Below are 13768 nucleotides of genomic sequence, written 5' to 3' on the forward strand. Positions count from 1 at the left end.
AAACAAATAACATAAATTCAACAAATAACTCTCTTAGCCTATTGATAAAAGCAAAACAAGAGAATATTATCTCATAAATAACGATTAAATATTCACTACGTTACGGACTTAATTTTAATGATATAAGGATAGATATCTATGGCTTTTAACCTCAAAAATCGTAATTTTTTAAAGTTGTTAGACTTTACACCAAGAGAAATTCAACACTTGATTGAAATGTCCGGTGAACTGAAAAAAGCAAAATATAATGGCTATGAAAAGCCATGCTTAACAGGAAAAAATATCGCGTTAATCTTTGAAAAAAGTTCAACAAGAACACGATGTGCTTTTGAGGTTGCCGCGTTTGATCAAGGTGCTCAAGTCTCTTATATTGGCCCGTCTGGTTCACAAATTGGAGCAAAAGAGTCAATGAAAGATACCGCCAGAGTACTCGGTCGTATGTATGATGGCATTGAGTATAGAGGCTTCGGTCAAGATATCGTTGAAGATCTCGGTAAATATGCAGGCGTCCCCGTTTGGAACGGTTTAACAACTGAATTCCATCCCACTCAAATTCTTGCTGATTTTTTAACAATGTTAGAACATCGTAAAGATAAACAACTCCATGAAATTAAATTTGCTTATTTAGGTGATGCAAACAATAACGTAGCAAACTCTCTGATGGTCGGTGCCGCTAAAATGGGAATGGATATTCGATTGGTCGCCCCTCAACAATTTTGGCCTAATGATCAACTGGTCTCTGAATGTAAAAATATTGCCCAAGAAACTAATGCCAAAATCACCTTAACTGACGATATTCAAGAAGGTGTTTCTGGTTGTGATTTTATCTATACCGACGTTTGGGTATCAATGGGTGAGCCAGCAAGTGCTTGGGATGAACGAGTCGCATTAATGAAACCATTCCAAGTCAATGCTGAGTTAATGATGGCAACCAACAACCCCGATGCTAAATTTATGCACTGCCTACCTGCATTCCACAATGATCAAACCACCATCGGTGCAGAAGTGGCTGAAAAGTACAACATGAATGGCTTAGAGGTGACCGATGAGGTCTTTGAGTCTGAGTCATCGATTGTTTTTGATCAAGCAGAGAATCGAATGCACACCATTAAAGCCGTCATGGTCGCGACATTAGGTAGTTAAACGATTTATACCTAAAATAATTGCAGTTGCTAATAGTCGGCAAGTGGGTGAGGCCTCATGAGTATAGATTTTCTATATGATTGGGGCGAATGAATATAGCCAACAGCCTAGCAGCTTCAAGTAAGAAGGTGATAGACTTATTCGCGAAAAAAGGTAACGAGTAAATTAGCGTCAATAAAAGCTAATTTACTCAATTTCATGCATAGCAATCGATTTCGCTTATACTTCATATGCGCGTCTCACTTCAAACACCATTAAATAAATAGTCGATCCAAAAACTTGCCTTCGTCAATTTTATCCGTATAATTTTTTAAAATTCACAAAGAGAGTCAACAATGCTACGCCGTAAATTTAACACAGCGCATTCACAGCCAATGGTCTATTGCTTTTCAGTAGCTCATTTGATGACTTTTTTTGATAAATAAACCTCCTTATTTCAGGAGGTTTTTTTTTGCCTAAAAAACAGCACGCAGACATCTTAAAGAATGTAATTTTTAGATAAAGGAGAAGATAACATTATGGGTAATTCATTATATCAGAAGCATATTATCTCTATCCCTGAGCTTTCTCGTCAGGAGTTAGAAAAAATAGTTCAGTTAGCCGGTGAGCTAAAGAGCACACCAAATCCAACATTACTTAAGAATAAAGTCGTTGCGAGCTGTTTCTTTGAGCCATCAACCCGAACTCGCCTCTCATTTGAAACCGCAATCCAACGCTTAGGTGGCACTGTGATTGGATTTGATAATGGTGGAAATACGTCATTAGCAAAAAAAGGAGAAACGCTGTCAGATTCAGTTCAAGTTATCTCTTCCTATGTCGATGCTTATGTGATGCGTCATCCTCAAGAAGGCGCAGCTCGTCTTGCTTCTGAGTTTTCAAAGGGAGTGCCGGTTATCAATGGTGGAGATGGTGCTAATCAACACCCTACTCAAACGCTACTTGATCTATTTAGTATTTATGAAACCCAAGGTCAATTAGATAACCTTCACGTCGCATTTGTCGGTGATTTAAAATATGGACGTACGGTTCACTCACTGACTCAAGCATTGGCTAAATTTGATAATGTAAACTTTTATTTTATTGCTCCTGAAGTCCTTGCAATGCCAGATTATATCTGCGAAGAGCTGGATGAGCATGGCATCAAATATAGCCTGCATAGCAACATGGAAGAGGTTGCTCACAAGTTAGATATTCTTTATATGACACGTGTTCAAAAAGAACGTTTTGATGAATCAGAATATGCACATATTAAATCAGCATTCATTTTGACAACAGATACACTAAAAGAAGTAAAAGATAACCTAAAGATCCTTCACCCGCTTCCTCGTGTCGATGAGATAGCTGTTGACGTTGATAAAACGCCTTACGCTTACTACTTCCAGCAAGCTGAAAATGGAGTTTACGCTCGTGAAGCTTTACTTGCATTAGTATTAAACCAAGATCTTTAAGGAGAAATAGTCATGTTAAAAGAAAAAAAACTACAAGTCGAAGCAATCAAAAATGGCACCGTTATCGACCATATTCCTGCTTATGTTGGGGTGAAAATCCTGAAGTTATTCAAACTCCACAAGAGTGATGAGCGTATTACCATTGGCTTAAATCTTCCCTCTTCCGCATTGGGCGCTAAAGATATTATCAAGATTGAGAATGTTTTTATTACCGAAGCTCAAGCTAATCAGTTGGCTCTTTATGCGCCAGATGCAACAGTAAACCAAATTGATAATTATAATGTTGTTAAAAAGCTTCCTCTTCACTTGCCACCACAAGTAGTTGGTGTCTTTGAGTGCCCAAATACCAATTGTATTACTCATGGTGAGCCCGTAGAGAGCAGCTTTAATGTCTTAACAAAAAAAGAGAGCACACAGCTTAAATGTAAATATTGTGAGAAAGTATTCTCTCGTGAAATCATGACGGAAAGACGCTCTTAATTAAAGCTCTGAGACTCCCTGGATTAGATAACAACCAGCCCATCGACATTGATGTTTGCCATCATATCGTTTGGGCTGCCTGACTTACCACAAACAAAACAGCTCGTCACCACTCAACTATCACCTAGTACTCTTTAGTATCATGAATAGTCAATATCATCAAAATCTAAATTAAAGGCAATTTACAATAATAATATTTTTTGATATAAATCTTATAGTTAAGTCAATTAAAGACCATTTATGAGATATAGCCCTTTGATCTTTTTTCGATTTAGTCGCACACTATTCTGACTGATAATAAAATAGATTATTCACCCAACACTTATTCATTTTAAAAAGGAAATGTTATGACCAAAGTACTTCATACAGAACAAGCTCCTGCAGCAATCGGCCCTTATGTTCAAGGTGTTGATTTAGGTAATATGATTTTGACTTCAGGTCAGATCCCAGTGAATCCAGAAACAGGTGAAGTGCCTGAAGCGATTGCTGCTCAAGCTCGTCAATCTCTAGACAATGTCAAAGCCGTGGTTGAATCTTCAGGTTTAACAGTTTCTGATATCGTTAAAATGACGGTATTCGTCAAGGATTTAAACGACTTTGCTACTGTCAATGAAGTGTATGGTCAATTCTTTGATGAGCACAACGCACCTTATCCAGCACGTTCTTGTGTTGAAGTTGCACGTTTACCAAAAGATGTGAAAATTGAAATTGAAGCAATTGCGGTACGTAAGTAATTAACTTTTATTTAGAGTCGCAGCCAAATGAATTCTATTTGGCTGCTCTCTCCTATAAAAGCAATTAACCCGATTATTAATCTAAATAACGTTCTGTTAAATCAACAACTTGACTTAACCAGGGTGTGAATTTATGGGGTTCACTCTTTAGTGTTGCCAACAACTCATCAACTTGCCACCAGCAATAGTTCATCACTTCATGAGGATTGGGCTGTAACTCCACGCTATCACCGTCGGCAATTAAGATATGATCTAATTCATGCTCAATCAAACCGCTATCAAGTTTTGCTCGATAGATAAAGTGGCCAATATTGATTAATGGCAACGGCTTCTTAATACCTAACTCATCAAACAGACGCTGCACTCCCGCTTCTTGCAAAGACTCTTGATATTGCGGGTGTGAACAACAACTGTTTGCCCACAATTCCGCACAGTGATACTTCTCTATCGCGCGCTGTTGAAGAAGATATTGACGCTTCCCTTGTCGATAACGGTAGAGCATTACAGAGAAAGCAAGGTGGAGATCTCCATCTTGATGCGCCGCTAATTTCTCTTTATCGCCAATGACTGATCCATCAGTTTTTACTAAAACAACTCGACTTCTGTCTTTGGTTATCATAATTAGCTCGTAATAAAAAAGGCATACAAATGTGTATACCTTAACAATAATATTATTTAATTTTATATGAAATTAGCGCTTATTTCTAATTTTCACTTCTTCATTCAGTTCATCTAGCTTAGCTGCCATCTGCTCTCGACACTCAGTTGCAAAGGCTCTTGCTTCTGTCTTTTCATATTGAGTGCTATCAATTTCTGGCATCATTTCAACAATCACATGGCCATTGTCCCAGCGATTCAAATTGATATGGTCAGTAGAACTACAAACAATTGGAACCAATGGAATTTTAGCGGCAATCGCTGCATGAAAAGCCCCGGTTTTAAATGGTAATAGACCTCGTCCACGAGAGCGAGTCCCTTCTGGAAACATCCAAACTGAAATTGATTTTTCTTTGATCTGCTTAACAACCTGATCCATCGTGCCTACAGCTTTACTTCGATTGGCACGATCAATCAAAATATTCCCAGTGATCCAATAGATAACACCAAAAAATGGCAACCAAACTAAGCTTTTCTTACCGACGGTGACGACTTTTGGTACCACAGCACCTGATATAGTAAATAGATCCCAGTTATTTTGGTGGTTACCAACATAAATACTTGGTGAGCGCTTATATGCATCTTCGGGCAAACGAAACTCAAGCTTGATACCAAATACACGTGACATCTTGCTAAACCAACGACCAAAAGTAAAAACGTGTTTTGGATTTCGAGGGCTTAACATACAATATAAGGTGCCAAATATAGACGTCACGATCGCAAAAATAGCGACGGCAATCAGGCGTAATATTAAAATCATTTGTAACTCCTAAATGTCGAGAAATTCTTTATCACTCTGCATATTTGCTGAACGATTAATCTTCAACCTGTTAATAAGCAATCGTCGATAAGAATCAATATCGCTCATAAAATTAAACCCTATTAGTCCAATTAATAGGGTTGAAAATAAAAATGTTAATTGGTGTAACTTTAACCTATTCAGAGCTTGAAGCTGGATCAGCAACCTCTAACTTTGAAACTCGTTGTAAGCCTCTTGGCAGCATAGTTCCACGACGCCCTCGATCGCCTCTAAAGTTATCAAGATCACTCGGTTTTAGACCTAATTTTCTTTTACCTGCATAGATAGTCAAGGTTGCCCCTTTTGGTAACACCAATAGTTGCGTTAAGAACTCTTCGCGACTCTTCGATCTCGCACCTGGAATGTTAATGATCTTATTCCCTTTACCTTTACTGAGTTGAGGTAAATCTTTAATTGGGAACAGTAACATTCGCCCTTCATTGGTGATCACTAATATATCATCACTATTAATGTCATTCACTTTTGTTGGCGCTAATACTTCAGCATTTTCAGGGGCGGTTAATAGGGCTTTACCGTTTTTATTTTTAGAGATCAAATCCCCTTGTTTACAGATAAAACCATAACCTGCATCAGATGCCATTAACCAGTGTTGATCATCATCGCCCATAACAACATGTTTGATGGTTGACCCAGCCGTAAGTTTTAAGCGTCCCGTAACAGGTTCCCCCTGACTTCTCGCTGATGGTAAAGTGTGCGACTCCAACGCATAACTGCGTCCATCACTACCAACAAATACCGCAGGATTGTTACTCTTACCTCGAGCGTGATCATGATACTTATCACCCGACTTATAACTTAATGTTGTTGGGTCAACTTCATGGCCTTTGGCGTGACGAATCCAGCCTTTATCTGATAGAACAACCGTAATCGCTTCAGATGGGACAAGATCTCGCTCTGTTAATGCTTTCGCTTCCGCACGTTCAACAAGTGGAGAGCGGCGATCATCACCGTAAGTTTCTGCATCGGCTTTTAGCTCTTTCTTTAGCAGCGTATTCATTCGACGCTCAGAACCTAATAGCTTCTCAAGATAATCACGCTCTTTACTTAATTCATCTTGCTCAGCACGGATCTTTACTTCTTCGAGTTTGGCTAACTGACGAAGTTTAATCTCTAAAATTGCTTCTGCTTGCGTTTCTGATAACTCAAAACGAGACATTAACTCGGCTTTTGGATCATCTTCACTGCGGATAATATCAATCACTTCATCGATATTCAGAAAAGCCGCTAATAGGCCATCCAAAATATGAAGTCGTCTTGAAACTTTATCTAAGCGGTACTGTAATCGACGACGCACTGTTTCACGACGATATTGTAACCATTCAGTTAAGATCGTCACTAAGCCTTTCACTTGTGGACGATTGTCTAAGCCGATCATATTGATATTAACGCGATAGCTTTTTTCTAAATCTGTTGAAGCAAAAAGGTGATTCATCAACTGTTCACTATCAATACGATTAGATCGTGGAATGATCACAATACGTGTTGGATTTTCATGATCGGATTCATCACGAAGATCTTCAACCATCGGCAGCTTTTTCGCGCGCATTTGATTGGCGATCTGTTCTAGTAATTTTGCACCAGATACTTGATGAGGCAATGCAGTAATGATGATATCACCATTATCTTTATGCCAAACCGCACGCATTCGAATACTGCCTTTACCATTTTGGTAGATCTTTTTTAGATCTGATTTTGGGGTAATAATCTCAGCTTCAGTTGGGTAGTCGGGGCCTTGAACATACTCCATTAAATCTTCAAGCGTTGATGACGGCTTATCAATCAGAGAGATCGCAGCATTAGCCACTTCACGCGCATTATGTGGAGGAATATCTGTCGCCATACCCACAGCAATTCCCGTTACGCCATTAAGCAGAATGTGCGGTAGACGTGCAGGTAACATTTGCGGCTCTTTCATGGTGCCGTCAAAGTTTGGATTCCAATCGACAGTGCCTTGACCTAGCTCACTAAGAAGAACTTCTGAGAACTTAGAGAGTCTTGATTCGGTATAACGCATGGCAGCAAAAGATTTTGGATCATCAGGGGCTCCCCAGTTTCCTTGACCATCGACCAATGGATAACGATAAGAGAACGGCTGCGCCATTAACACCATCGCTTCATAACAGGCTGAATCACCATGTGGATGATATTTACCCAATACGTCACCAACGGTTCTTGCTGATTTTTTATATTTCGCAGTGGCAGAAAGCCCCAACTCAGACATCGCATAGATAATACGACGCTGTACTGGCTTTAAACCATCTCCAATATGAGGCAATGCACGATCCATAATGACGTACATTGAATAATTAAGGTAGGCATCTTCGGTAAACTTACGTAACGGAAGCTGCTCTACACCATCCATTGAAATTTCTGACATTTCGACTCGAATTCCATAATTAAATAATCAACTTGTTGGTTTTATACAGCATCACTGACAAAATAATGTGCTTATTGTATCCAAGAAAAACCAACAAGAAGAGTGAAAAAATTGATAAGTAATTTAAGGTTTCATTGATTAAACCTGTGCTAAATCACCATTGCTTTGTAACCAATATCGACGATCTTCTGCTCTTTTCTTACCCAGTAGCATATCCATCATTTCAATGGTTTTCTCTTCATCATCAACGGTTAATTGCACTAAGCGACGAGTATTTGGATCCATCGTGGTTTCACGCAACTGCAGTGGATTCATCTCACCCAGACCTTTGAATCGTTGCACGTTAATCTTGCCACGTTTACCACTCAACCGTTTTAATACCCCATCTTTCTCTGCATCATCAAGGGCATAAAAAACTTCTTTACCACAATCGATACGATAAAGTGGAGGCATCGCAACATAAACATGCCCGCTATCGACTAAAGCTCTAAAGTGACGAACGAATAACGCACACAACAGTGTTGCAATATGAAGCCCATCTGAATCCGCATCGGCAAGAATGCAGACTTTGCCATAACGTAACCCACTTAAGTCTGGATTATCAGGATCAATACCAAGAGCAACAGAAACATCATGGACTTCTTGAGATCCTAAGACCTGATCAGCAGAGACTTCCCATGTATTTAAGATCTTTCCTCGTAGTGGCATAATCGCTTGGAATTCACGGTCACGAGCCTGTTTTGCTGAACCGCCTGCCGAATCCCCTTCCACTAAAAATAGCTCGGTCTTAGATAAATCTTGTTGTGAACAATCCGTCAATTTACCAGGAAGTGCTGGTCCTGAAGTCACTTTCTTTCGTGCAACTTTTTTGCTGGCTCTCATACGACGATGTGCCGCAGCAATACAGGTTTCAGCTAATAGCTCTGCAATTTGTGGTTTTTCATTTAACCATAAGCTAAAGGCATCTTTAACAATACCTGAGATAAACGCTGCACATTGACGCGACGAAAGGCGCTCTTTAGTCTGACCGGCAAACTGAGGATCTTGCATCTTTACGGAAAGTACGTAAGCACAACGATCCCAAATGTCGTCAGCCGTCAACTTTACACCACGAGGTAGCAAGTTTCTGAATTCACAAAACTCCCGCATTGCATCCAATAAGCCTTGGCGCAGACCATTAACGTGAGTACCACCTTGTGCTGTTGGGATCAAGTTAACGTAACTTTCAGTGATCAGCTCACCACCTTCAGGCAACCAAATCACCGCCCAATCTGCCGCTTCTGTTTCTGTAGCAAATACACCGGTAAATGGGTCTTCTGGTAATAAGGTATAACCCTTAACACCATTGGCTAGGTAATCTTTTAAGCCATCTTGATAACACCAACGGTGTACATCACCGCTATTTTTATCGGTAAAAACAATCTCTAAACCCGGGCATAAAACTGCTTTCGCTTTAAGAATCGTCATTAAGCGAAGTACGGAGAATTTTGGAGAGTCAAAGTAACTGGCCGTTGGCCAAAAATGAACGCGCGTTCCTGTATTTCTACGGCCAACAGTTCCAGTGATCGTTAAATCACTCACTTTCTCGCCATCTTCAAAGGCAATATCATAAACTTGGCCGTCTCGTTTAACGGTCACTTCTACTCGTGCAGAAAGAGCGTTAACGACGGAAATACCAACCCCATGTAGACCGCCAGAGAACTGATAGTTACTGTTAGAGAATTTACCACCCGCATGCAATTTACATAAGATCAGTTCAACACCAGAAACCCCTTCTTCAGGATGAATATCAACCGGCATTCCTCGCCCATCATCAATAACTTCTAATGATTGATCTTTGTGGAGAATAACTTCAACTTTGCTGGCAAAACCAGCTAAAGCCTCATCGACACTGTTATCGATCACTTCTTGTCCCAAATGGTTAGGACGAGTAGTGTCTGTATACATCCCTGGACGACGACGCACAGGATCTAAGCCATTAAGAACCTCAATGGCCCCTGCATTATAATTTTGTTCTGTCATAATTTAATTGGTCACTATATCTAGATATATAGTCAATAACACTCGAGATAACAGAATTTACTGTCTTACCTCAAGGCCTAAGAATATTTAAATTAGCTGTATAATATCGTTATAAGCTAAGGAATTGAATGATTTTGGCAGGATAACGTTCAAAATTAACAAAACTGTGGTCTCCTCCCTCTTCTACAGTTTGTCGGGACTTTGCATATTTTTCAACTGCTTGACGATAATCGAGGACTTCATCTTCCGTTTGCTGCAACAACCAAAATTGCTCTGGTTGCTCAATGTCACCAATATCAAGTGTACGAAGTTCGCCAATATGTTCCGTTTTTAAGGTATAAATTTCATTAGTATACGGGTTCTGTTGCTCACCTAAGTAGTCAGATAATAACTCATAAGGACGTACGGCAGGATTTATAACCACCACTGGAATTTGATAATGGGCATTTAGCCAAGTTGCTAAAAACCCCCCAAGAGAGCTACCAACTAAACCAATTTTATGAGTGAAACGATACTGTTCAATAATTTTAATTAACTGTTCTGCTGCTTGCTGAGGGTAACTGGCTAATTGAGGTACACAGACGTCAATATCTGGGTGATATTGTTGGCAATAGTCTGTCATTACTTTTGCTTTATGGGAAAGTGGCGAACTATTAAAACCATGAATATAGAGTAGTAGTGATGGCATATTAATACCCTGATGATTGAAAGTTGGGTTTAAATTGATCACCTTCCAATCGCTCTACCGACGTTTGAATCGATCCATCTGATTTTAACTTAATGATACGCCAACCAGGATTCTTATTATCTAATGCAAAGTCATTCGAATCAGGTAAAAATTGAACACAGGTTGAGGGTGAAGCAAGGACTCGAACGCCATTAACGTAACAATCTAATTTTTGATGAATATGACCACAAAGAACGGTATTCACATTATTAGCTTGAGTTACGACATCCCAAAATGCATCACTATTTTTCAATTGATGCTGATCAAGCCAAGCACTTCCAGCAGCTAAAGGGTGGTGATGAAGTGAGATGAAAGCATGACGATCAGAGTGCTGAGCCAATATTTTTCGTAAAAAACGTAATTGTTCATCAGAAAGTTCACCATGTGGCGTTCCTTCAACCTGACTATCTAACAATACCACCAACCATTTATCACCCGCTAAAAAGTGCCGTTCATCATGAATACAAGGTGAGGTTAAAACTTGTCTCATATAAGGCTGATAATCATGATTACCTGGCAACCAAAAACAAGGCGTTTTCCAGCGAGAAAGTCCGTGATAAAAATGTTGATAGGAGACAATCGAGTGGTCTTGGGTGATATCCCCAGTCGCGAGGATCGCATCAAAATGGCACTGACTTTCATCAATTGCATCTAATACAGCATAGAAGCTTTCATGGGTTTTGACTCCCAATAACGAACCTGCCTTATCTTCAAACAGATGGGTATCTGTAATCTGAAGTAAAACAATATCATCAGCTGTTTTTGGCAATATAAAATCGGACAATGCTAGCAACCTTTACTCTTTGAATTAAACAATGATTCTGCACGGGTCCCTCGTTGCAGATACAGCCTTAACCAATCAGCTAATAACTGGTTTACTTGCTGCTTTTCATCTTGTTGATACATCTGTTTATTTGGATAGTCATACCTTGGTTTTAGTCTTGGTAACTGCTGACTAGAGCAAACTTCCGCGACTCTTGCATCATGATAAAGTCGGACTAAAAATCCAGGTAACTCTAAATTCACTTCGCTTTGATAAGGCGAAATATTGACTAAAGTAGTATATTTTGTCACTTCAATAATAGTCAATATATAATAGTTTTGTTCGACTTTATAATAACAACATGATGAAGGTTCACTTTTTTTTGCAATAAATTGACCAACTTTGCATAATTTGTCTCATACAAACGCATCAATGCCGGTAAATCGACATGATAATCTCGTTTTATGATCAATTTATGACTCCTTATGTGACGATTAGGTATAACCGTTCTAATTGCCCATCATAATGTTAAACAGGCTATTAACCTTGATTGTGGTGATTGAGCTGTAACCACTGCAGACTAATAATCGATGCTGCATTGTCTATCTTACCAGAAATAACCCATTGATACGCTTCTTCTCGATCAACAACATGGACTCGAATATCTTCATTTTCATCATCAAGACCAAAGATTCCACCCGCAATAGAGCTATCTACGGTTCCAATATAGAGTGCAATTCTTTCATCACAACCGCCAGAACTTGGGTAATATTCAGTGATTTTTTTTAAATCTGAAACGTCAATCCCAGCTTCTTCTTGGCATTCGCGTGCCGCGACTTCTTCTGTTGATTCTCCAGGCTCAATCATGCCTGCAACAATTTCAAACTGCCACGGCCTTTCACCTTCAAGCGCACCAGTACGAAACTGTTCCACTAAAACCACTTTATCCAAAACAGGATCGTAAGGAAGGAGCGCTACCGCATCGCCACGCAAAAACATCTCACGTTCTACCTCGCCGCTCCACCCACCAGCAAACAAACGATGGCGAAATACATACTTAGTCATTTTAAAGAATCCTTGATAGAGATCCTCTTTACGCAATATTTCTACATCATTCTTATCGTAGCTCTCACTATCTAATAACTGACTCATCCTGCTCTCTCCAAAAATCACCGTAACATTTACTGTACCCTTACTTATAAACCATTAATCTCAAAAAGTGAACAATATCTCTCATTGACATCCAGTAAAGTAAATCTCTTATTTTATTAACAAGTTATAAATATAGAGGTTTCTATGAGAAATTATCTCTCTTGTTTTTTATTCATTACCCTATCATTAAATTCTTTATCTGTTTCTGCTGACGATATTGCCACTATTTATCACCAAGCAAAAAATAGTGATCCTGTACTATTAAAAGCTGCAGCTCAAAAAGAGACGGCATTTGAAGCGATTAATGAGTCTCGTGCTGCGCTATTGCCACAAATTAACCTTAATGCTGGACTGAACTTTCTCCGTAGCAATACAGATATGAGTAATAATCAAAATCTCACCACTGGCATTAGCTTAAATCAACAGATCTATAATCAAGCAAATTGGATCAATTTAGATTTAACTGAACTCAATGCTCGACATAGTGATGCACTTTATGCCGTTACCCAACAGCAACTAATCCTCCGTGTTGCCAATGCCTACTTTGCTGTTTTACAAGCTACGGATAATCTATCATTCATCCAAGCCGAAAAAAAGCAGTCGCTCGTCAATTACAACAAACTAAACAACGATTTGAGGTTGGTTTATCAGCGATTACAGATGTCCACAGTGCTCAAGCACAATTTGACACGGTATTGGCCAATGAAATTATTGCAGAAAATACCTTAACTAATAGCTATGAAGGGTTACATGAATTAACGGGTATTGAATATAAGAAAATAAACCTGCTCGACACTTCGCGTTTTTCTACTCGCCAAGAAAATGATTCAATCTCCACTTTACTTTCACTGGCTGAACAAGAAAACCTCTCATTATTAGCCGCGAAAATAGCCCGAGAACAAGCAAAAAAAAATATCGAATTGGCAAGCTCTGGACGATTACCCGTCTTGTCGTTTAATGCTGGTTATGATTATGGTTACTACGATTATCAATCAAGAGATTCAAATGACAACCATAATCTCACTGCAGGCGTAAATGCAACACTTCCTGTTTATACCGGCGGGGCCACCAACTCAAAGGTCAAGCAAGCGCAATTAAACTATGTTGCTGTGAATGAAGATTTGGAAGCTCAATACCGTTCGGTAAATAAAAACATCCGAGCCGCCTATAACAATATTAACTCCAACATTAGTACTATCCGTGCTTATCAGCAGTCAGTGATCTCAGCAACCAGTGCTTTAGAAGCGACACAGGTAGGGTTTGAAGTCGGTACGCGCACGATTGTTGATGTCTTAGATGCGACTCGTAGCCTTTATGATGCTAATCGGAAACTTTCTAATTCTCGCTATGACTATATTCTAAATATTTTGTCCTTAAAGGAAGCAATTGGCGAACTTTCTGAACAAGATATTATGATGATTAACGCTGGCTTACAGTGAGGTTTA

The 13768-nt window shown here is 39.3% G+C and carries 11 protein-coding genes and 2 pseudogenes; 5 read left to right on the forward strand and 8 right to left on the reverse strand.

The window, feature by feature from the left end; genetic code table 11:
• The first annotated feature begins 138 nt into the window (after window positions 1–138).
• The 4 genes from argF to L0B53_RS05820 all read left to right on the forward strand — a co-directional run bounded on the left by argF (window position 139) and on the right by L0B53_RS05820 (window position 3805).
• Window positions 139–1143: an ornithine carbamoyltransferase gene (argF, locus tag L0B53_RS05805; protein WP_235061191.1), complete on the forward strand. Its 1005-nt coding sequence runs from the start codon at window positions 139–141 to the stop codon at window positions 1141–1143.
• 518 nt (window positions 1144–1661) lie between these two features.
• A complete protein-coding gene (gene pyrB, locus L0B53_RS05810) occupies window positions 1662–2591 on the forward strand; it encodes an aspartate carbamoyltransferase (protein ID WP_235061192.1) in 930 nt (309 codons plus the stop codon).
• 12 nt (window positions 2592–2603) lie between these two features.
• Window positions 2604–3071 carry an aspartate carbamoyltransferase regulatory subunit gene (pyrI, locus tag L0B53_RS05815; RefSeq protein WP_235061193.1) on the forward strand — a complete coding sequence of 156 codons (468 nt, stop codon included), beginning with the start codon at window positions 2604–2606 and terminating at the stop codon, window positions 3069–3071.
• A 347-nt stretch (window positions 3072–3418) separates the two neighbouring features.
• The gene (locus L0B53_RS05820) at window positions 3419–3805 is read left to right on the forward strand and encodes a RidA family protein (protein WP_235061194.1); all 387 of its coding nucleotides are present in this window, start codon (window positions 3419–3421) and stop codon (window positions 3803–3805) included.
• Window positions 3806–3881: 76 nt separating this feature from the next.
• Here the strand turns inward: L0B53_RS05820 and idi are convergent, their stop codons facing one another.
• The 8 genes and pseudogenes from idi to nudF all read right to left on the reverse strand — a co-directional run bounded on the left by idi (window position 3882) and on the right by nudF (window position 12323).
• The gene (gene idi, locus L0B53_RS05825) at window positions 3882–4424 is read right to left on the reverse strand and encodes an isopentenyl-diphosphate Delta-isomerase (protein ID WP_235061195.1); all 543 of its coding nucleotides are present in this window, start codon (window positions 4422–4424) and stop codon (window positions 3882–3884) included.
• Window positions 4425–4496: 72 nt separating this feature from the next.
• Complete coding sequence (locus L0B53_RS05830) at window positions 4497–5222, reverse strand: 1-acylglycerol-3-phosphate O-acyltransferase (protein WP_235061196.1); 726 nt, start codon at window positions 5220–5222, stop codon at window positions 4497–4499.
• Between the two features lie 175 nt (window positions 5223–5397).
• Window positions 5398–7659 carry a DNA topoisomerase IV subunit A gene (gene parC, locus L0B53_RS05835; protein ID WP_235061197.1) on the reverse strand — a complete coding sequence of 754 codons (2262 nt, stop codon included), beginning with the start codon at window positions 7657–7659 and terminating at the stop codon, window positions 5398–5400.
• A 138-nt stretch (window positions 7660–7797) separates the two neighbouring features.
• Window positions 7798–9681, reverse strand: a complete 1884-nt coding sequence (gene parE, locus L0B53_RS05840; RefSeq protein WP_235061198.1) for a DNA topoisomerase IV subunit B — start codon at window positions 9679–9681, stop codon at window positions 7798–7800.
• A gap of 109 nt (window positions 9682–9790) precedes the next feature.
• Entirely contained in the window at window positions 9791–10369 is a 579-nt protein-coding gene (gene yqiA, locus L0B53_RS05845) for an esterase YqiA (RefSeq protein WP_235061199.1), read from the reverse strand.
• A 1-nt stretch (window position 10370) separates the two neighbouring features.
• Window positions 10371–11192, reverse strand: coding sequence for a 3',5'-cyclic-AMP phosphodiesterase (gene cpdA / locus L0B53_RS05850; RefSeq protein WP_235061200.1), 822 nt, complete (start codon window positions 11190–11192; stop codon window positions 10371–10373).
• Window positions 11193–11194: 2 nt separating this feature from the next.
• Window positions 11195–11601, reverse strand: a pseudogene (locus tag L0B53_RS05855) (DUF1249 domain-containing protein).
• 110 nt (window positions 11602–11711) lie between these two features.
• Window positions 11712–12323: an ADP-ribose diphosphatase gene (gene nudF, locus L0B53_RS05860; protein ID WP_235061201.1), complete on the reverse strand. Its 612-nt coding sequence runs from the start codon at window positions 12321–12323 to the stop codon at window positions 11712–11714.
• A 144-nt stretch (window positions 12324–12467) separates the two neighbouring features.
• On the opposite strand from nudF, the pseudogene tolC reads away from it, so the two are divergent.
• Window positions 12468–13762: pseudogene (tolC, locus tag L0B53_RS05865) on the forward strand (outer membrane channel protein TolC).
• Window positions 13763–13768: the final 6 nt, after the last annotated feature.

The sequence above is a fragment of the Vibrio sp. SS-MA-C1-2 genome, from assembly GCF_021513135.1.
GTDB lineage: Bacteria > Pseudomonadota > Gammaproteobacteria > Enterobacterales > Vibrionaceae.

Bases quoted from the DNA above. Each gene is read 5' to 3' on its own strand.
- idi (WP_235061195.1), bottom strand. From the start codon at position 4,424: ATGATAACCAAAGACAGAAGTCGAGTTGTTTTAGTAAAAACTGATGGA.
- yqiA (WP_235061199.1), bottom strand. From the start codon at position 10,369: ATGCCATCACTACTACTCTATATTCATGGTTTTAATAGTTCGCCACTT.
- pyrI (WP_235061193.1), top strand. From the start codon at position 2,604: ATGTTAAAAGAAAAAAAACTACAAGTCGAAGCAATCAAAAATGGCACC.
- argF (WP_235061191.1), top strand. From the start codon at position 139: ATGGCTTTTAACCTCAAAAATCGTAATTTTTTAAAGTTGTTAGACTTT.
- pyrB (WP_235061192.1), top strand. From the start codon at position 1,662: ATGGGTAATTCATTATATCAGAAGCATATTATCTCTATCCCTGAGCTT.
- L0B53_RS05820 (WP_235061194.1), top strand. From the start codon at position 3,419: ATGACCAAAGTACTTCATACAGAACAAGCTCCTGCAGCAATCGGCCCT.
- parC (WP_235061197.1), bottom strand. From the start codon at position 7,659: ATGTCAGAAATTTCAATGGATGGTGTAGAGCAGCTTCCGTTACGTAAG.
- L0B53_RS05830 (WP_235061196.1), bottom strand. From the start codon at position 5,222: ATGATTTTAATATTACGCCTGATTGCCGTCGCTATTTTTGCGATCGTG.
- nudF (WP_235061201.1), bottom strand. From the start codon at position 12,323: ATGAGTCAGTTATTAGATAGTGAGAGCTACGATAAGAATGATGTAGAA.
- parE (WP_235061198.1), bottom strand. From the start codon at position 9,681: ATGACAGAACAAAATTATAATGCAGGGGCCATTGAGGTTCTTAATGGC.